The organism is Streptomyces sp. NPDC060064, assembly GCF_042736455.1.
Classification (GTDB): domain Bacteria; phylum Actinomycetota; class Actinomycetes; order Streptomycetales; family Streptomycetaceae; genus Streptomyces.
Genome location: NZ_JBHWWF010000007.1, coordinates 84,453 through 103,369, shown reverse-complemented (window position 1 = coordinate 103,369; position 18,917 = coordinate 84,453). Strand labels below are relative to the sequence as shown.

The 18,917-nt window shown below is 68.7% G+C and carries 18 protein-coding genes; 11 read left to right on the top strand and 7 right to left on the bottom strand.

Annotation, left to right across the window (positions count from 1 at the left end):
* The first annotated feature begins 62 nt into the window (after positions 1–62).
* The 6 genes from ACFWDI_RS11515 to ACFWDI_RS11490 are packed head-to-tail and all read left to right on the top strand — an operon-like array spanning position 63 to position 6,944.
* Entirely contained in the window at positions 63–1,193 is a 1,131-nt protein-coding gene (locus ACFWDI_RS11515) for a spermidine/putrescine ABC transporter substrate-binding protein (RefSeq protein WP_385303071.1), read from the top strand.
* A 1-nt stretch (position 1,194) separates the two neighbouring features.
* Entirely contained in the window at positions 1,195–2,097 is a 903-nt protein-coding gene (locus ACFWDI_RS11510; RefSeq protein ID WP_385303069.1) for an ABC transporter permease, read from the top strand.
* Positions 2,094–3,038, top strand: coding sequence for an ABC transporter permease (locus ACFWDI_RS11505; protein ID WP_385303067.1), 945 nt, complete (start codon positions 2,094–2,096; stop codon positions 3,036–3,038). Before ACFWDI_RS11510 ends, ACFWDI_RS11505 begins: the two co-directional genes overlap by 4 nt.
* 5 nt (positions 3,039–3,043) lie before the next feature.
* Positions 3,044–4,156, top strand: coding sequence for an ABC transporter ATP-binding protein (locus tag ACFWDI_RS11500; protein ID WP_385303271.1), 1,113 nt, complete (start codon positions 3,044–3,046; stop codon positions 4,154–4,156).
* A gap of 39 nt (positions 4,157–4,195) precedes the next feature.
* A complete protein-coding gene (locus ACFWDI_RS11495) occupies positions 4,196–5,518 on the top strand; it encodes a flavin monoamine oxidase family protein (RefSeq protein WP_385303065.1) in 1,323 nt (440 codons plus the stop codon).
* Complete coding sequence (locus ACFWDI_RS11490; RefSeq protein WP_385303063.1) at positions 5,511–6,944, top strand: aminobutyraldehyde dehydrogenase; 1,434 nt, start codon at positions 5,511–5,513, stop codon at positions 6,942–6,944. The genes ACFWDI_RS11495 and ACFWDI_RS11490 overlap by 8 nt, the downstream gene beginning before the upstream one ends.
* Before the next feature lie 156 nt (positions 6,945–7,100).
* Here the strand turns inward: ACFWDI_RS11490 and araD are convergent, their stop codons facing one another.
* The 5 genes from araD to ACFWDI_RS11465 form a co-directional block, all read right to left on the bottom strand.
* Complete coding sequence (gene araD / locus ACFWDI_RS11485) at positions 7,101–8,825, bottom strand: L-arabinonate dehydratase (RefSeq protein WP_385303061.1); 1,725 nt, start codon at positions 8,823–8,825, stop codon at positions 7,101–7,103.
* Positions 8,822–9,733, bottom strand: a complete 912-nt coding sequence (locus ACFWDI_RS11480) for a dihydrodipicolinate synthase family protein (RefSeq protein ID WP_385303060.1) — start codon at positions 9,731–9,733, stop codon at positions 8,822–8,824. The genes araD and ACFWDI_RS11480 overlap by 4 nt, the downstream gene beginning before the upstream one ends.
* Positions 9,730–10,374 (bottom strand): GntR family transcriptional regulator, encoded by a 645-nt coding sequence (locus tag ACFWDI_RS11475; RefSeq protein WP_385303058.1) that lies wholly within the window; start codon positions 10,372–10,374, stop codon positions 9,730–9,732. Before ACFWDI_RS11475 ends, ACFWDI_RS11480 begins: the two co-directional genes overlap by 4 nt.
* Positions 10,375–10,579: 205 nt before the next feature.
* A complete protein-coding gene (gene gdhA, locus ACFWDI_RS11470) occupies positions 10,580–11,935 on the bottom strand; it encodes an NADP-specific glutamate dehydrogenase (RefSeq protein WP_385303055.1) in 1,356 nt (451 codons plus the stop codon).
* Positions 11,936–12,294: 359 nt separating this feature from the next.
* Complete coding sequence (locus ACFWDI_RS11465) at positions 12,295–12,735, bottom strand: MarR family winged helix-turn-helix transcriptional regulator (protein ID WP_385303054.1); 441 nt, start codon at positions 12,733–12,735, stop codon at positions 12,295–12,297.
* A gap of 95 nt (positions 12,736–12,830) precedes the next feature.
* Here ACFWDI_RS11465 and ACFWDI_RS11460 point away from each other — a divergent pair, with 95 nt between their 5' ends.
* The 4 genes from ACFWDI_RS11460 to ACFWDI_RS11445 all read left to right on the top strand — a co-directional run bounded on the left by ACFWDI_RS11460 (position 12,831) and on the right by ACFWDI_RS11445 (position 15,586).
* The gene (locus ACFWDI_RS11460; protein WP_385303053.1) at positions 12,831–13,643 is read left to right on the top strand and encodes an alpha/beta fold hydrolase; all 813 of its coding nucleotides are present in this window, start codon (positions 12,831–12,833) and stop codon (positions 13,641–13,643) included.
* 186 nt (positions 13,644–13,829) lie between these two features.
* A complete protein-coding gene (locus ACFWDI_RS11455) occupies positions 13,830–13,985 on the top strand; it encodes a sigma factor (RefSeq protein WP_385303050.1) in 156 nt (51 codons plus the stop codon).
* Positions 13,986–14,091: 106 nt separating this feature from the next.
* The gene (locus ACFWDI_RS11450) at positions 14,092–14,838 is read left to right on the top strand and encodes an SDR family oxidoreductase (protein ID WP_385303048.1); all 747 of its coding nucleotides are present in this window, start codon (positions 14,092–14,094) and stop codon (positions 14,836–14,838) included.
* 199 nt (positions 14,839–15,037) lie between these two features.
* Positions 15,038–15,586 (top strand): hypothetical protein, encoded by a 549-nt coding sequence (locus tag ACFWDI_RS11445; RefSeq protein ID WP_385303047.1) that lies wholly within the window; start codon positions 15,038–15,040, stop codon positions 15,584–15,586.
* Positions 15,587–15,654: 68 nt separating this feature from the next.
* Here the strand turns inward: ACFWDI_RS11445 and tnpA are convergent, their stop codons facing one another.
* A complete protein-coding gene (gene tnpA / locus ACFWDI_RS11440; RefSeq protein ID WP_385303046.1) occupies positions 15,655–16,083 on the bottom strand; it encodes an IS200/IS605 family transposase in 429 nt (142 codons plus the stop codon).
* A gap of 49 nt (positions 16,084–16,132) precedes the next feature.
* Between tnpA and ACFWDI_RS11435 the strand changes: the two genes are divergently transcribed.
* Entirely contained in the window at positions 16,133–17,347 is a 1,215-nt protein-coding gene (locus ACFWDI_RS11435) for an RNA-guided endonuclease InsQ/TnpB family protein (RefSeq protein ID WP_385303045.1), read from the top strand.
* A gap of 214 nt (positions 17,348–17,561) precedes the next feature.
* On the opposite strand, the gene ACFWDI_RS11430 is transcribed toward ACFWDI_RS11435, so the two are convergent.
* Positions 17,562–18,668 carry a serine hydrolase domain-containing protein gene (locus ACFWDI_RS11430; protein ID WP_385303043.1) on the bottom strand — a complete coding sequence of 369 codons (1,107 nt, stop codon included), beginning with the start codon at positions 18,666–18,668 and terminating at the stop codon, positions 17,562–17,564.
* Positions 18,669–18,917 lie beyond the last annotated feature (249 nt).

Below are 18,917 nucleotides of genomic sequence, written 5' to 3'. Positions count from 1 at the left end.
TACCTGTGACCGCGCCCTGAAGCAGTGCTCGTCCCCCATGGACCCTACGGAGAGGACCATCGATGTCCCCCGAGGCACCCCTGCTGTCCCGCCGCTCCCTTCTCCGTGCCGGCTCCGCCGCCGCTCTCGGCCTCACGGTGGCCGGCTGCGGATTCCTCCCCGAAGATCCGGCCGCCCACGGCGATCCGGAAGCACCCATAGATGTCCGGGTCGACGGCGATCTGATCTATTTCAACTGGGCCGATTTCGTCGACCCGGCCGTCTTCAAAGGGTTCGAGAAGGAGTACGGCGTCAAGGTCATCCAGTCGAACTTCGACTCGATGGAGGGCATGGCCGCCAAGCTCAATGCCGGAAACCGTTACGACATCATCTTTCCCACCGCGAAGTGGGCTGAGCGGCTGGTCTCCGGCCACCGGCTGCGCCGGATCGACCACTCCCGGCTGAAGAACGCGGACGCGGTGTTCAGCCGTTACGACTACTTCACCGATCCCTGGTACGACAAGGCCTCCACGCACACCGTCCCGTTCACCATGTACAAGACCGGCATCGGCTGGCGGAAGGATCGGATCGGCGACCACCTGACCGGCTCCTGGGGCGATCTGTGGAACGCCGGAGCCAAGGGCAAGGTCTTCGTACTCGACGACCGCGACGAGGTGCTCGGCATGGGCGCGCTCAAGCTCGGTCTCGACCTCACCACTGCCGATGCGAGCGATCTCGGCCGGATCACCGACACTCTGCAGTCGCTCCGCCCGCATCTGCGCGGCTTCTCCAGCGACAGCTACAACAACCTGCTCAACGGCAACGCGTCCATGACCCAGGCCTGGAGCGGGGACATGGCCGCCATGCTCGGCCAGGCCAAGGACCCATCGGTCCTGGGCTTCGAGGTCGCCAGGGAAGGCGCCCCGGTCAACTCCGACTGCTACGCCATCCCCTCCAACGCCCGACATCCCGGCACGGCGATGCTCTTCATCGACTACATGCTCCGCCCGGAGAACGTGAAGAAGAACATCGAGTACATCGGCTATCCCATGCCGGTCGGCGGCAGCGAGGACACCTACGCCGCGATCGTGGAGCCCTTCCCCGAATGTCTCGTCACCGCCGGAGACCTCAAGGACGACCTCTTCTTCCGAAATGGCACCTCGAAGGGCGAACAGGCCCGAGACACCGCCTGGACCCATGTGAAGGCCGGCTGACATGGCACTACGTACTCGCCCCAAGGAGTCCCGTCCCCGCAGCGGACCATCCGCCGGCGGCACGCGGCTGTGGACCTGGCTGATGATCCCCGGCACCCTCTGGATGACCGGCTTCCTCATCGCCTCGCTCCTGCTGGTGGCCACTCTCGCCTTCGGCACCACCGACCCGCTCGGCAACCCGCGGTTCGGACTCAACTTCGAGAACATCACGGCGATGACCGATCCGGCCTACCGCGCCGTGCTGCTCCGCTCCCTCGGCTACGCGCTCCTCACCTGCGTCATCTGCCTGGTGATTGCCTACCCGGTCGCGTACGCCATCGCCCTGCACGGCGGACGCTTCAAGAACCTCCTGATCGCCGCGATCGTCGTGCCGTTCTTCGCCAACTACCTGGTGCGGATGTACGGCTGGTCCGTCGTCCTCTCCGACGAGGGGCCGCTGCTCAAGGCCCTGCGCGCCGTCGGGCTCGCCGATTCGGACACCAAGATCCTGCAGACCGGCACGGGAGTCGTCGCCGGACTCGTCTACGGATTCATCGTGTTCATGATCATCCCGCTGTACGCGGCCCTGGAGCGCATGGACGTCTCGCTGATCGAGGCGGGGCGCGATCTCTACGGGGGCCCGTTGAGGACGTTCTTCTTCGTCACTCTGCCCGCCACCCGGCAGGGAGCGATGGCCGGCTGCGTCCTCGTCCTGCTGCCCGCCATGGGCGACTTCGTCAGCGCCCAGCTCATGGGAGGCCCCGACCAGATCATGATCGGCAACCTGATCCAGGACAAGTTCTTCCAGGGCCAGAACTGGCCGCTCGGCTCGGCACTCACCATGCTGATGATGGCGGTGCTGTTCATCGGAATGCTCGGCTACCTGCGGCGCACCCGCAAGGACGAAGCGGAGGCGGCCCGATGACACTCCGCCCCGCCCTCAAGCCGCAACGTCAGCCGGCAGCCGCCAAGGCGAACCGCCGCCCGGCCGGTCGCCCAGGTCCGCGGCTGAACCGTCGCCCCGCCCGCCGCCAGGCCGTCAAGCGGCACCGCCGCGGCACCGACCGCAGGCCCCGCTTTGCCATCGCCGTCACCGCCGCCTTCTTCGCACTCCTCTACCTCCCCATCGGCGTCGTCGTCCTCTTCTCCTTCAACTCCCAGAAGTCCCTCACCGTCTTCAAGGACTTCAGCCTCCGCTGGTACTCGGCCTTCCTCAAGGACGACGTACTGCTCAGCTCGCTCGGCATGAGCCTGCGGGTGTCCCTGGTGGCCATGGCAGGCTCCCTGACCCTCGGGGTCGCCCTGGCGCTTGGCCTGGTCCGCTGCCGCAGCCGACTCGGCTCCCTCGCCGGCCTGGTCATGCTCGTCCCGCTGATCACCCCGGAGATCGTCACCGGTGTCGCCGCGATGCTGCTCTTCAAGGGCTTCGGGATCACGCTGTCCACCGGGACCGTGATGCTCGCGGAGATCACCTTCTCCATCTCCTATGTGACGGTGATCCTGCGCTCCCGGATCGCCGCCCTCAACCCGGAGGTGGAGGAGGCGGCGATGGACCTCGGGGCCACCCGCTGGCAGGCGCTGCGTCTGGTCACCCTGCCCGCCCTGCTCCCCAGCATCCTCGCGTCCGCGGTGCTCGTCTTCGCCCTTGTCTTCGACGACTTCGTGCTCGCCTACTTCACCACCGGCGTCGACCCGCAGCCGCTCTCCGTACGCATCTACTCGGCGATCCGCTTCGGCGTACAACCCACCATCAACGCGGTCGGCACCCTGATGCTCGCCGGATCCATCGGCCTCATCGCCCTCGCCCTCGCCATCCCGCGCCTGTTCGGCCGCCGCGGCGGCCTCGATCTGCTCTCCGGGAAGTGACACCCGTGATACCCACGACATCCGCGGACACCTCACCCGCCGCCCTGCTCGACACCTCGCCCGCCGTCCGGCTCGACGGCATCAGCAAGAGCTACGGCGACTCGTACGCCGTCCACGACCTCTCGCTGGACATCGCCCGCGGTGAGTTCTTCTCGCTCCTCGGCCCCTCGGGCTGCGGCAAGACCACCTCGCTGCGCATGATCGGCGGCTTCACCGACCCGACCGACGGCACCATTCTGCTCGGCGGCGAGGACGTGACCGCCCTGCCGCCCGACAGGCGCAACGTCAACACGGTCTTCCAGAGCTATGCGCTCTTCGACCATCTCTCGGTCGCCGACAACGTGGCCTTCGGCCTCAAGCGGAAGGGCGTCGGCCGGGCCGAGATACGCGAACGGGTCGCCGGCATGCTCGACCGGGTGCAGCTCGGTGGCCTGGCCGACCGCAAGCCCGGTACTCTCTCCGGCGGCCAGCGTCAGCGCGTCGCCCTGGCCCGCGCACTCGTCAACCGTCCCGAGGTCCTGCTCCTGGACGAACCGCTGGCCGCCCTGGACCTCAAACTCCGCCGCCGGATGCAGGTCGAACTCAAGCAGATCCAGCGGGAGATCGGCATCACCTTCGTCTTCGTCACCCATGACCAGGACGAGGCGCTGACCATGTCCGACCGGGTGGCGGTGATGAACGAGGGCCGCGTCGAGCAGTGCGGAACACCCGAGGACGTGTACGAACGCCCGGCGAGCAGCTTCGTCGCCTCCTTCATGGGCACCTCCAACCTCGTCCCCGGCATCTACCGCTCCGGCGAAGTCGTCGTCGATCAGGGCCCCACGCTGCCCGTCGGCACCCGCACCGGGGTCACCGAGGGCAGCAGGGTAAGCCTCTCCATCCGTCCCGAGAAGATCTGGCTCTCCGACTTCGAACCGGGCATGGCCCTGGTGAACGGCGTCATCCGGGAGACCGTCTACTCCGGCCCGACCACCACCTACCTCATCGAACTCGCCCCCGGCATCACCCTTTCCGTACTGGAGCAGAACACCGACCGCTCCCGCATGGAGGACCGCTGGAGCGGCGGCGAGAGCGTCGAGATCGGCTGGAAGCCCGAACACTGCCTGGTTCTCGACTGACTGCCCGCCCCGCAGCCGATCCAGCGAAGGAACGCCCCCATGAACCACGATGTCATCGTGCTCGGCGCCGGACTCGCCGGTCTCGCCGCGGCACGGGACCTGGCCGCGGCCGGAGCCCACGTCCTTGTCCTCGAGGCCCGCGAACGGGTCGGCGGCCGCGTCGAGCAGACCACGCTGCCCGACGGCCGGCTCGTCCAGCTCGGCGGCGAAGTCGTGGGCCGCGCCCACACCTCGTATCTCACCCTCGCCGCCGAACTCGGCCTCACTCTGATCCCCAGCTATGTCGCCGAGCCCGGGGTCATCGCCCGCGCCACGCCGGAAGGGATGTCCGCCGGAGACCCGCCGCACTGGTTCGGCCCCGGCGACGACGCCTGCCACCAGCGGGTCACCGCCGCCTTCACCGCGCTGGCCCGCACCGTCGACCCGGACGACCCGTGGTCCCACCCCGACGCCGCCGCCCTCGACGGGATTTCGGTCGGCGACTGGCTGCGCTCCGAGGGTGCGACACCCGCCGTCGTACGCCTCTGGGAGATCGGCCAACTCGCCCTGGCCAGTGGCTCGTACGAACGGACCTCGCTGCTGGCCGCCTTGCGCAAGCATGCTGCCGTCCCCGGCACCGGGCACGCCGACCACTACGACTACGAGGACTGGGAGGGACTGCGGGTCGCGGAGGGTTCGGCGACCGTGGCACTGCGCATGGCGGACGGGCTCGGTCAGCGGATACGGCTCGGGGCGCCGGTCGACGCGATCGCCGTACGGCCCGGCGGCTGCACCGTACGCCTGGCCGGAGGCGAAACCCTCACCGCAGGTGCCGTCGTCAGTGCGCTGCCCGTCGGCCCGCTCCGCTCGGTCACCGTCACCGGAGTCCCCGACGAACGGCTCGCCTCGCTGCACCAGCAGCGCCAGGCGGTCGCGGCCAAGTTCGTCGCCGCCTACGACAAGCCCTTCTGGCGCGACCACGATCTGAGCGGCCTCTCCGAATGCGAAGGGGTCCTCGGCAGCACCTGGCCGCAGAACGAGGGCATCCTCTCCGCTCTCATCCCGCCCGAGCGCTACGGCGTACTGCTCGGCATGCCGGGCCGGCTGCGCGTGCCCGAACTGCTCGGCGACGTCGCCCGCCTGTACGGCGACGAGGCCCACCAGCCACTCACCGCGTATCTGCGGATGTGGGGCACCGATCCATGGACCCAGGGCTATGTCACCCAGTGGACCCCCGGCGACGTCATGGCCGTGGGCCCCCGGCACGGCACCCACGAACCGCCGTTCTATGTGTGCGGCTCCGACCAGTGGGTGGCCGGCTATATGGAGGGCGCCGTACGCACCGGCCGCGCCGCGGCGAAGGAGGCGCTGCGCCGTGGCTGAGCCTTCTGCGTATCCCGTGGTCCTCAACCACATCGCGGGAGCCGAACTCCCCGCCATCTCAGGTGAGTTGATGGAGCTCACCGACCCTGCCACCGGAACAGTGCACCGCACCGCACCGCGCTCCGCACAGGCCGACACCGACGCTGCCTGTGCGGCAGCCGCAGCCGCGTACGACCGCTGGTCCACGACCACTCCGGCTGAGCGGCAGCGCGCGCTGCTGCGCATCGCCGACGCCATGGAGGCCCACGCGGACGACCTTGTGGCCGCCGAGGTCGGGGACACCGGCAAGCCCGCGGACCTCTTCCGGTCCGAGGAACTGCCCGCGATCACCGATACCTTGCGCTACTTCGCGGGAGCCGCCCGGAACCTGCCCGGCGCCGCCGCTGCCGAGTACACCGAGGGACGCACCTCGCTGCTCCGGCGCGAACCGGTCGGTGTCTGCGCCCAGATCACCCCGTGGAACTACCCCTTGATGATGGCGGCGTGGAAGATCGCCCCGGCGATCGCGGCCGGCAACACGACCGTGCTCAAACCCGCCGACACCACCCCCACCTCATCAGCCCTGCTGGCCCGGATCGCCGCCGAACACCTGCCGCCGGGCGTGCTCAACGTCGTCTGCGGTGACCGGGACACCGGCCGGGCACTCACCGCCCATCCCGTCGTCCGGCTGATCGCGGTCACCGGCAGCGTCCGGGCCGGCCGGGAGATCGCGGCCGCCGCGGCGGCGGACCTCAAGCGCGTCCATCTCGAGCTCGGCGGAAACGCTCCGGTCATCGTCCACGACGATGTGGACGTCGAGTCCGCCGCGGCGGACCTCGCCGCGGTCGCGTACTACAACGCCGGCCAGGACTGCACGGCCCCCACAAGGCTGCTGGTGCACCACCGCATTCACGATGCGTTTCTCGCGGCGTTCTCCGCCCGGGCGCAGAAACTGCGCACCGCGGCGCCCGGCGAGCCGGACGCCGACTACGGCCCGCTCAACAACGCTGCTCAACTCGCCTCAGTAGAGGCCCTGTTGAGCAGACTGCCGGATCACGCCGAGGTCGTCACCGGGGGTTCCCGGATCCGAAGGACCGGATACTTCCACGAGGCGACCGTGGTCGCCGGTGTCCGCCAGAGCGACGAGATCGTGCAGGAGGAGATCTTCGGCCCGGTCGTCACCGTGCAGCCGTTCTCGGACGAGGAGGAGGCGCTGCGGTTTGCCAATGACGTGCGGTTCGGCCTCGCGGCCGGCGTATGGACCAAGGACCACGACCGTGCGATGCGCGCGACTCGGGCCCTGCAGACCGGGATCGTGTGGGTGAACACGCACGGCACCACGGTGTCGGAGATGCCGCACGGTGGGATCAAGCACTCCGGCTACGGCAGTGATCTCTCCCTGGCCGGCCTGCTGGACTACACCCAGGTCAAGCACGTCATGCTGTGACGCGGCGTTCTCTCCGACGGTCTGGAAGCTGAAGGTGTTGCCGTCGTACGCCGGCCGGCCGGCCGTGATCGAGCCGAGCCCGGGAACGGCCGTTGGCCGGCGGGCCTCGGATGCCGGTGCGGGACCCCGCGAGGCATCGAGGCTCAGGAGCGGAGCTCAACCCGCGTACGGGTCGGGGTTCTTGCCGCGCCTGGCGAGAAAGGCGAAGTCGCAGCCGGTGTCGGCCTGGGTGATCTGCTCGGTGTAGAGGGCGCCGTAGCCGCGTTCGTACCGCTCGGGCGGCGGAGTCCACTCAGCCCTGCGCCGCTCGAGCTCCTCGTCCGGGATCTCGAGCCTGAGGGTGCGCGCCGCGACGTCCAGGGTGATGAGGTCCCCGCTGCGGACCAGCGCCAGCGGCCCGCCGACGTACGACTCGGGGGCGATATGCAGTACGCAGGTGCCGTAGCTGGTGCCGCTCATCCGGGCGTCGGAGATCCGCACCATGTCCCGTACACCCTGCTTGAGCAGGTGGTCGGGGAGCGGCAGCATCCCGTACTCGGGCATGCCGGGGCCGCCCTTGGGGCCCGCGCCCCGGAGCACCAGCACATGGTCGGCGGTGATGCCGAGCCCGGGGTCGTTGATGGTTCGCTGCATCGTCCTGTAGTCGGGGAAGACCATGGCGGGTCCGGTGTGCTTGAGGAGGCGGGGTTCGGCGGCGATGTGCTTGATGACCGCGCCGTCGGGGCAGAGGTTGCCGCGCAGCACGGCCACGCCGCCCTCCTCGGCGAGCGGATTCTCGCGCGGGCGGATGACATCGGGGTTGTGGACGAGGGCGCCGTCGAGCTGTTCACGCAGAGTGTCCTGCGCAACAGTGGGCCGGTCCAGATGCAGTACGTCCGTCAACTGGGCCAGGAACGCCGGGAGTCCGCCGGCGAAGTGGAAGTCCTCCATCAGATAGCGGCCGCCGGGCCGGAGGTTGGCCAGCACCGGCACGGTACGGGCGATGCGGTCGAAGTCGTCGAGCGTGAGCTGCACGCCCGAGCGCCCGGCCATCGCGATCAGATGGATCACCGCATTGGTCGAGCCGCCGAGGGCGAGAACCGTGGCGACCGCGTCCTCGTACGCCTCCCTCGTGAGAATCTGCGAAAGCTTCCGGTCCTGGTGCACCAGGCCGACGATCCGCCGCCCGGAGGCGGCAGCCATCCGTTCGTGCCCGGAGTCGACGGCCGGGATGGACGACGCGCCGGGGACGGTGACGCCGAGCGCCTCGGCCGCCGCGGTCAGCGTGGAAGCGGTGCCCATGGTCATACAGGTGCCGGGGGAGCGGGCCAGTCCGTTCTCCAGCTCGGCCATCTCCGCGTCGCCGATCAGCCCGGCCCGTTTGTCGTCCCAGTACTTCCACATGTCCGTCCCGGAGCCGAGTACTTCATTGCGCCAGTGGCCCGGCAGCATCGGCCCGGCCGGTACGAACACGGTGGGCAGGTCGGCGCTGGCCGCGCCCATCAGCAGCGCGGGCGTGGACTTGTCGCAGCCGCCCATCAGTACCGCGCCGTCCACCGGATAGGAGCGCAGCAGCTCCTCGGTCTCCATCGCCAGCATGTTGCGGTAGAGCATCGGGGTCGGCTTCTGGAAGGTCTCGGAGAGTGTGGAGACCGGGAATTCGAGCGGAAAGCCGCCGGCCTGCCACACACCGCGCTTGACGGCCTGAGCCCGGTCACGCAGATGGACATGGCAGGGGTTGATGTCGGACCAGGTGTTGAGGATCGCGATGACGGGCCTGCCCAGGTGCTCCTCGGGCAGATAGCCGAGCTGGCGGGTGCGGGCGCGGTGGCTGAACGAGCGCAGCCCGTCCGTTCCGTACCACTGGTGACTGCGCAGTTCCTCGGGGCGCTTGACGGTCATCCGGCCCAACCGGCCACGAGTCCGGCGACCGCCGCACGCTGCGCTTCCGGCAGTGCGCGGCTCGGTGGACGGAGGTCGCGCCGGCACAGACCGAGCGACGCGAGGGCCTCCTTCACCACCGTCACATTGTTGGCGGACTGATGAGCGGCGCGCAGTTCCTCGAAGGGCCGGATCCGCTCCCAGATCTTCATGGCGGCCGGGTAGTCGCCCGCACGCAGCGCGGTCAGCAGGGTCAGCGAGACGGTCGGGGCGACATTGACCAGACCGGAGGTGAAGCCGGTGGCGCCGCTCGCGAAGTAGGACGGTGCGTACAGCTCGGCGAGTCCGGCGACCCAGACGAAGCGGTCCAGGCCGGCGTCCCGGGCGAAGGCGGCGAACCTCGCGGCATCCGGAACGGTGTACTTCACGCCGATGACATTGGGGCACAAGTCCGCCAGTTCGGCGAGGTAGTCACCACCGAGCTGCGGATTGCGGATGTACGGGACGACACCGAGCTCCGGCACCGCCTCGGCGATCACACGGTGGTAGTCGGTCCAGCCGTCCTGCGAGGCGTACGGGTGCACAGGTTGATGCACCATCACCATCCCGGCCCCCGCGGCGCGGGCATGCTCGGCGGCTGCGACAGCGGTCGGGAGGTCCAGGCCGATACCGACCAGAACCGCCGCCCGGTCACCCACCTCATCGATGGTCAACTCGGTGACGGCGCGCCGTTCTTCGGGGCTCAGCGCGTAGTACTCCCCGGTGTTGCCGTTCGGCGTGACGGTGCGTACACCGCCGTCGAGGAGCCGTCTGAGCAGTGCGCGGTGAGTGTCGGTGTCGAGCGTGTCATCTGCGGTGAAGGGGGTGACGGGGATTGCCACGACATCGGCGAGCGCGGCGCGCAGGGAAGGGAAATCCGAGGTGGTCATGCGTCCGCTCCTTCAGGAAACGCCCGCTGTACGAAGTCGGCGATGTGTTCGCGCAGGGCGCGGGCCGCTCCGTCGGCGTCCCCGGCCAGTGCGAGCCGCAGAATCTCCCGGTGCTCGACTGCCTCCAGTTCCCAGGACGGCTGGGCGGCCCAGACCACGGCCGAGACCAGTGCCGCCTGATCGCGTAGCTCGTCGAGCATCCGCGCGAGCAGCGGATTGCCGCACGGCAGATACAAGGCACGGTGGAACTCCCGGTTGGCCAGCGAGCGTTCGGCCCGGTCGGCGGAGTCATCGGCCTTGAGCAGGGCGTCCTTGGCGGTGTCCAGGTCCGCCGAGTGTTCGATGGACCGCCGCAGCGCCTCCGGCTCCAGCAGCAGCCGCACGTCGTACACCTCGCGCGCCATGCCCGCGTCGACCGTGCGGACGGTGGCTCCCTTGTACTGGCTCATGACGACCAGGCCGGTGCCGGCCAGAGTCTTGAGTGCTTCCCGTACCGGTGTCTTCGACACCCCGAACTGCGCGGCGAGTTCAGTCTCGACGAGGGCCTGGCCGGGGCTGAGGCCGCCGGTGAGGATGGCGTGCTTGATCGCCTCCAGTACGTACTGGGTCCGGGAGGGGATCGGGCTCGGGGCGAAAGCCATGGACACTCTCAGATCTCGCGTATCGCGTCTCATATATGACGTCTGAAGTGCAACGCGATGAAGCTAGATCTGCGCCCTTGTTTCGTCAATGCTTAGCGCAACAGGAGTCGTTGGGGCTTCTTGCAGAATGCTGCCCGTCGCCTGTCATGGTGTTCGCTGCGTGGGCCCGGGGTCGACCGGGCCCACCGACCGGCTACCGCTCCCGTCAGATGACTCCCTGGGCGAGCATCGCGTCCGCGACGCGCTCGAAGCCTGCGATATTCGCTCCCGTCACATAGTCGCCTGGTGCTCCGTAGCGCTCAGCAGTCTCGTACGTGACGCGGTGGATATCGCGCATGATCTCCGCGAGTTCGTCCTCCACGCGCCCGGGTGTCCAGGAGTCACGGGCGGCGTTCTGGCGCATCTCCAGGGCGCTGACGGCGACGCCGCCGGCATTCGCGGCCTTGCCCGGGCCGAAGGCCACACCCGCGTCCTGCAGGATGCGCACCGCTTCCGGGGTGGTGGGCATGTTGGCGCCCTCGGAGACGGCCTTGACCCCGTTGCGGACAAGGGTGCGAGCGTCTTGGGTGTCGAGCTCGTTCTGGGTGGCCGAAGGGAAGGCGACGTCGCAGGGTACGTCCCACACGCGGCCGCCGGGGACGTAGCGGGCGGAGGCGCCGCGGCGCGAGGCGTACTCGCTGACGCGTGCGCGTTCAACCTCCTTGATCTGCTTGAGCAGCTCGAGATCGATGCCCTTCTCGTCCACCACATAGCCCTCGGAGTCGGAGCAGGTCATGGGATGGGCGCCGCAGCGCGTCAGCTTTTCGATGGTGTGGATCGCAACATTGCCCGAGCCGGAGACCACGGCCCCTTGGCCCGCGAGCTCTTCGCCTCGCCGACTCAGCATTTCGGCGGCGAAGAGCACGCTGCCGTATCCGGTCGCCTGCGTGCGCATCGCTGAGCCGCCCCACCCCTGGCCCTTGCCGGTGAGGACGCCCGCATCCCAGCGGTTGGTGATTCGCCGGTACTGGCCGAAGAGGTAGCCGATTTCGCGGCCGCCGACGCCGATGTCGCCGGCCGGGACGTCGGTGTGCTCGCCGATGTGCCGGTGGAGCTCCGTCATGAAGGACTGGCAGAAGCGCATGACTTCGGCATCCGAACGACCTCGTGGGTCGAAGTCGCTGCCGCCCTTGCCGCCGCCGATGCCCAGCCCGGTGAGGGCGTTCTTGAAGATCTGCTCGAAGCCGAGGAACTTCACGACGCCCAGGTTCACCGAAGGGTGGAAACGCAGGCCGCCCTTGTAAGGGCCGAGTGCGCTGTTGAACTCCACCCTGAATCCTCGGTTGACGTGCACTGCGCCGCGATCATCCTGCCAGGGCACCCGGAAGATGATCTGCCGTTCGGGCTCGCAGAGGCGCTCGATGAGCCCTGGCTGCGCGTACTCGGGACGGACGGCGAGCACGGGAGCCAGGGTCTCCAGCACTTCCGTTGATGCCTGATGGAATTCAGGCTGTGCGGGGTTGCGGCGCTCGAGGTCGGCGCGCAGGGAAGCCAGTCTGGCCTTCGAGGAAGACAGGGTCACAGCATGTCCCTTCCTGCCCGGCCGGCGGATGACAGGCCGGCCGTGGCGGTGACGGTCCAGGTGTCATTGCCAGCCAGCAGTACGGCCTGGTCGCGCGTACCGTTCATCGCGGTATCGGTTTCGAGTTGTGGACCACCGCACGGTCATGGCTCCCACTGGCGTGGATGAGGTGCCGTACCTGGACGGACTTCACCTCGCCGGAATCTTCCTCCGGTTCGCACCGTAATCGGAAGGAACACGCCTGACGGCATGGCCTTGATGCTCATGGGCGTCAAGGTTGACACCCGGGACTCCGGAACGGCCGGAGGAACGCGTGAGGTGTACTCGGTGAACGGCGGCGCAGCTGGTCGACGTGTGACTCAGTTGCGGAGTTCCGTGTCGGCTTGGGCCCGTTCGGGCAGCAGTCGCATCAACAGCGAATGGAGCAGATCCCGTTCCTGCGGCGAGAGCGGTGCGAAGGACTCCGCGAGCACACGGTCCACCACCGCCTGCCCCTTGTTGAGCACGGCCTCGCCCGCAGGGTTGAGTCGGTGCCGGATGGCCCGGCCGGGTCCCACGGTGCGTTCGATGAGACCCTGCGCGAGCAGCCGCTTGGCGAGCGTGCCGAAGGACTGGTCGCTCTGGAAGGTCAGCAGTGCCAACTCGTGGGACGTCGACTCGGGATGGCGGTGGATGGCACGGAGGGCGTCCCACTGGACGAGCGTGGTTCCCTGCTCGATCAGCAAGGCGTCGAGAGTGCGGTGATGACGGTGCTGCAGCCGCTTGACGGCCAGCCCCAGGTCTTGGAGTGCAACGGGCATACGGCCACTATAGAGGACTGAGTAAGCTTGCTTATATAAACATCATTACTTAGGGTCGGGGTGTCGTCGCCGCACACCTTCTGAAGGGCTCACCCATGTCCGACCGCACAGCAGCCCACGCCCATGCCGCCCCGCTCATCGGCGGAGTCAGCCTGACCTGGGACGACCAGGGCACCGGGCGCCCGTTCCTCCTCCTGCACGGCGGCGCCGGCCCCGGCTCCGTCCTGCCGTTCGCAAGGCTGCTGGCCGGCCACGGGCGGGTGCTGACGCCCACCCACCCGGGCTTCGCGGGCCGCCCACGTCCCGACAACCTCGACAGCATCCCCGGACTCGCGTCCGTCTACCTCGATCTGCTCCGGCAGCTCGACCTGCGTGACGTCACCGTGGTCGGAAACTCCCTGGGCGGCTGGATCGCGTCCGAACTCGCCCTGCGCGACACCTCCCGCATCGGCCGCATCGTCCTCGTGAACGCCGTCGGCATCCACGTCGACGGGGACGCCACCGAGATCGCCGACATCTTCGCCCTGCACCCCGACCAGGCCGCCCGGCTGGCTTTCCATGACCCGTCTGTGTGGCCCGACCCGGCCACACTCACCAACGACGAAATCGCCGCGGCCGCCGCAAACCGGACGGCGGCCGCCGTCTACGCCCGCGATCCGTACATGCACGACCCGGAGCTGCGTCGGCGGCTGCCCAAGGTCGATGTGCCCGTCCTTGTCGCCTGGGGCCGGGAGGACGGGATCGTCACCCCGGCCTACGGCAAGGCATACGCGGAGTCGTTCGCGGCGGCGCGGTTCGAACTCGTCGCGGACGCGGGTCATTTCCCGCAGATCGAACAGCCCGCACGTCTTCTCGACCTGATAAGGGAGTTCGCCGGCGATGCAACCCGGCCCGGCGACTCCGTGTGAGCGGACCAGGGCCTGTTGCGGGTTGAGCCGCCACGATACGGGTCCGCCGCAGGTAGGCGCGGTTGACGCGTGAGGAATACGCCTTGCCGTCGGCTACCGCGTCGGCCACGGCGTCGGGCCGAGTGCGCGGACGGCCGACCGGGCCGCGGTCCTAGGCTGCTTCCGCGCCTGTGACAGGCTGGGCGCGTGACGTCAGGGACCGCCGAGGAGTTCACTGCCCACCGCCCCAGGATGTTCGGCCTGGCCTACCGGTTGCTCGGTTCCGCCGAGGAGGCGGAGGACGCGGTGCAGGACGCGTATCTGCGCTGGAGCGGCGCCGACCGTTGGGCGATCGATGGGTGAGTGCGGTCACGAAGAGGCCGTCACATCTTTGGGTGCTCGTCGGTTCTCAGCGGGTGACGGGCACTCCACCGGGGAGCGCACGCCCACCGAAGGGATGAGAACTGCGATGACCACGATCCTGGTGACCGGCGGCACCGGAACGCTCGGCCGGCTCGTCACCGAGCGGCTGCGCGCGGACGGGCACGAGGTGCGCGTGCTGAGCCGACACTCTCGGCCGTACGCCGTGGACCTGCGCGAGGGCACGGGACTGGCCGAAGCCGTCGCGGGCGTGGACACGGTCGTGCACTGCGCGACCACGCCCCGCGGCGGCGACGAGCCGGCGGCACGCCATCTGATCGAGGCGGCCCGCCGGGCCGGGGTGCGGCATCTGGTGTACATCTCGATCGTCGGCGTCGACCAGGTGCCGCTCGGCTACTACCGGACCAAGCTCGCCGTCGAGAGGCTGGTCGAGGAATCGGAGCTCGGCTGGACCGTGCTGCGCACGACGCAGTTCCACGACCTGGTGCTGCAACTCCTGCAAGGCTCGGCGAAGCTGCCGGTCATGCTGCTCCCGGCGGGGGTCGCCGACCAGCCGATCGAGGTGGCGGAGGTCGCTGCCCGGCTGGCCGAGCTCGCAACCGGGGCGCCCGCGGGGCGGGTGCCGGACATGGGCGGCCCCGAGGTGCGTACGTTTCCGGAGCTGGCCCGGGCCTATCTGCGCGCGAGCGGACGACGCCGTCCCCTGCTGAGCATGCGCCTGGCAGGCAAGGCCTACCGCGGGTTCCGGACGGGCGGGCATCTGACGCCGGAGCGGGCCGTGGGCAAGGGCACGTTCGAGCAATTCCTGGCGGGGCGTTTTCCTGCGCGAGGCTGACGCCTGGGTCGGGGCGGGTGCCTGAACTTCCCCGAGGCCGCTCAGGGAGCGTTGCTGGTTCGGATCACATTGCGGGGCGGAGGCTGCGGAGCCAGATGCCTGTCGTGCGGGACGCCGGCCATGACTCGTACCCTCACCAGGAAATACGTCACGAGGAAAAGGAGAGGCGTTCGCTTCGGCGTACGGCGACACTGGAGACGTGCTGATCATGGATGCAGTCCTGGAAACCTATACGGCCACCGACTTCACCCTCTGGCCCATCGCCGATCCGCAAGCAGACCACCTCCTGGCCCTTTCCGGCCGACTGTCGCCGCGAGAGGTCGGTACTGCGATGGCGATCCTGACTAGCTACAACGAGGGACATCGCGACCGTCCGGCCCTGGATTCCGAGGACGGCATCGAGCAGATCCGTCGCCTGGCGGCGGCTGAAACCGCCATCGCGCCGGGTGGCTTGCGGATCCGGGACACCAATACCGGCGTCACCGCACTACCAGGATGCTGCTTCGGCCTGGAGAATTGGCGGGACTGGCTCGATCTGATGAACGGCGAAGAGCCATGGCTCGGCCACGATCCCGCGCCGCGCCTCGAGCAGGTCGGATCGCTCGTCCGTCTGTGGCCGGACGCGGAGCATCCGACGGGGGTCCCCATCGACATACCTCGAGATGAGCTGCCCGAACTTCTGGGCTCCGTCCGGGACGAGCTGGGCGGATTCCTGACTCTCGTCGAACAGTGGGCTGTCCATCCCTGATCTTCGCAGGGAATCCCGGCCTTCAGGCCGGGAGGGAATGCGATCTCGGGACTGCTCCGACGTGCTGGTCAGAGCGGACGTTTTTGCTGCTCGATGTACTCCTTGACGATGCTCAATGGTGCTCCGCCACAGGACGCGGCGAAGTAGGACGGGGACCAGAACCGGCCGTGCATGGTGGCCCGGTTGGTACGGCCGGTGAACTCCTGGCGCAGGTACCGGGATGAGACGCCCTTGAGGGAGTTGACCAGCTTGGAGAGCTGAATCTTCGGCGGGTAGTGCACGAGCAGGTGGACGTGGTCTTCTTCGCCGTTGAACTCACGCAACTCTGCCTCGAAGGACTGGCAGACGTCCCGCATGATCTCTTCGCAGCGCGTCAGCATCTCGTCGTTGAAGACGCCACGCCGGTACTTGGTGACAAACACCAAGTGCACGTGCAGTTTGTAGATGACGTGGTTTCCTCGGCGGATATCGGGGTCTGGTTCCCAGCGTGGTGACATCCGCCAAGGGTAATATGGCCAACGGACTCGATCGAAGGGGGTGGGCTGGATGATCCGTGCGTACAAGTTCCTCATGCGGCCCACCGTGGGTCAGACGGCCGCGCTCGGCGAGATGCTGCGGGATCATTGCTCGCTCTACAACGGTGCGTTGCAGGAACGCCGCGACGCCTACCGGCACGTCTCGAAGACGAGCGTCAAGTACGGGCAGCAGTCCGGGCAGCTCAAGGACATCCGGGCGTTCGACCCCGAGCGCCAGGGCCGCTGGTCGTTCAGCTCGCAGCAGGCGACGCTTCGCCGGCTGGACAAGGCGTTCGCAGCGTTCTTCCGGCGGATCAAGGCCGGGGGCAAGCCCGGTTACCCGCGCTTTCGTGGCGTGAACTGGTTCGACACGGTGGACTTTCCCAAGGACGGCGACGGTTGCCGCTGGGACTCCACCCCGTACGACCCCGTCACCCGAGTGCGTTTCCAGGGCGTCGGACACGTCAAGGTCAACCAGCACCGCCCGGTGGTCGGCAAGGTCAAGACCGTCTCGGTCAAGCGCGAGGGGCGCAAATGGTACGTCGTTCTCACCGCAGAGCAGACCCAGCCTGAGCCGCTTCCCGCAACCGGCAGTGTGGTCGGCATCGACCTCGGTACAGCGTCGTTCCTCACCGACTCCAACGGCGAGCACACCCCCAACCCGCGCCACGCCCGCAAGGCCGCTGCGAAGCTGGAGGCCGCACAGCAGGCCCTGAGCCGATTCCCTCGCCGCAAGGCCAAGGACCGCACCAAGAACCACCAGCGGGCTGTGGAGAAGGTCGCGGCCCTGCACAACAAGGTCCGGCGTCAGCGCCTGGACCACGCGCACAAGACCGCCGTCGCCCTGATCCGTGAACACGACTTCATCGCGCACGAAGACCTCAAGATCCGCAACATGAGCAGGGCCCCCGCCCCGAAGCCGGACCCCGACCAACCAGGCAGCTTCCTGCCCAACGGGGCAGCGGCCAAAGCCGGCCTGAACCGTTCGATCGCTGACGCCGGGTGGGGGGTGTTCCTCGCGATCTTGAACGCAAAGGCTGAGAGTGCCGGGCGGGAAGTGATGGCCGTGGACCCCCGCAACACCTCCCGACGGTGTCCCGAATGCGGGCACACCGCCAAGGAGAACCGGCCCACGCAGGAGAAGTTCCACTGCGTCAGTTGCGGCCACCAGGCGCATGCCGACAAGGTTGGGGCACTCAATGTTCTACGGGCCGGGCTGGTCCGTCGTAACGCCAACAAGGCATAGCGAGAAGCCCCGCCCTTGAGGGCGGGGAGGAGTCACAACGCCCCCTCCCATGCTCCGCTCCGCTGTGAGGGCAAAACTCGATGAGGACCTGGCCATCGGTGCCCCGCTTCGAGAAACCCAGAGCTGAGACCCCTGACCCGAAGACCCCCGCTGGAGAACGACGAGCTACGGCTTCGGGACGGCGCGCCCGCACGCGCACCGTTCCGGGCGCCTCTCAGCTCTCCGTCGTGGCCCCGGTCACGATACCGATGAGCTCCATGGCGGCAGAGAAGTCCACGGTCAGCCGGTTCTTGGTCATCGCGAATGCGATGCCGTTGGCCGTGTCCCCGTAGGCGAAGCTTCCGCCGGCGCCGCCCATCGCGAACGCGCTCCTCTTCCCTTCAACGCCGGGGAGGCCGATCGAGTAGCCCAGCCCCCATGAGCTCTCGTTCCCGAAGATCCGGTCGGTGCCCTCGGCCGCCACGGCCGTGACCTCACGCAGCCGCTCCGGCGAGATCAGCCGGACACCGGGAACATCGCCCAGCAGCCCGGCGTACAGACGCGCCATGGCGCGGGCCGAGGTCTTGCCGCCGGCCGGGATGTCGGCGGCGAGGATGTCACTGCGGTTGCCGAGTTCAGCCGTCGGGAACAGGGAGAGCGGCCCCGCCTTGAACATCGGCAGATCCTCCGGGAGGCCGTCCATCATGTCCGCTGAGCCCGCTTCGTCCTCCAGCCGGGCAAGCCGGCCGTGCTCGGAGGCCGGCATGCCGAAGTAGAGCTCGTCGGCCACGCCCAGCGGCCCGGTCACGACCTCCTGGAGTACCTGCGAGATGGGCTTGCCGGTCACCCGGCGCACGATCTCTCCGACGATGTAGCCGAAGGTGTAGGCGTGGTAGCCGACCGCCGTGCCCGGCTCCCACCACAGCTCGGCGTCGGCGATCGCCGCGCACATCGACTCCCAGTCGCAGAGATCCTCCACCGAGGTGTCCGCAGGCACGCCCGGTACTCCGGCCGAGTGCGTCAGAACGTGCCGTACGGTCACCCCGCCCTTCCCGTGCGCGGCGAACTCCGGCCACAGCTCTGCCACCGGTGTGTCGTAACCGAAGGCGCCGCGATCCGCGAGCACATGTGCCACGGTCGACGTCGCGGCCTTCCCGATGGAGAAGTTGTAGAACACGGTCCCCGGCGTCACGGGCCGCCCGGTCTCCGGATCGGCGACGCCGGCCACGGCGTCGACCAGCAGGTCGCCGTGCCGGTAGACGGCAACTTGCACACCGCGTTCCGCACCGGAGTCGACCATCCGGTCGATCGCTGTCTGGACCTGCTTCTGTGCGTCGGTCATCACCGCTCCTCATGTCACTTCCCGGTCAGAGGTTCAGAGGTATGGACGGGACGGCAACCGAAAACTCATCGGTCACGGCGCCGGATGCAGTGGCAGGCGGGCCCCGGACAGCTGTTGCGGCGTCCAGAGACGGGCCAGGTTCCTCGTCGCGTTGCTGACAGCGGACGGGCGCCCCGGTCCCGACAAGGACCGGGGCGCCCGCCCGACGGACCCCACCCACCGCCCGGGGGCCGGTGGTGCAGCGGCACC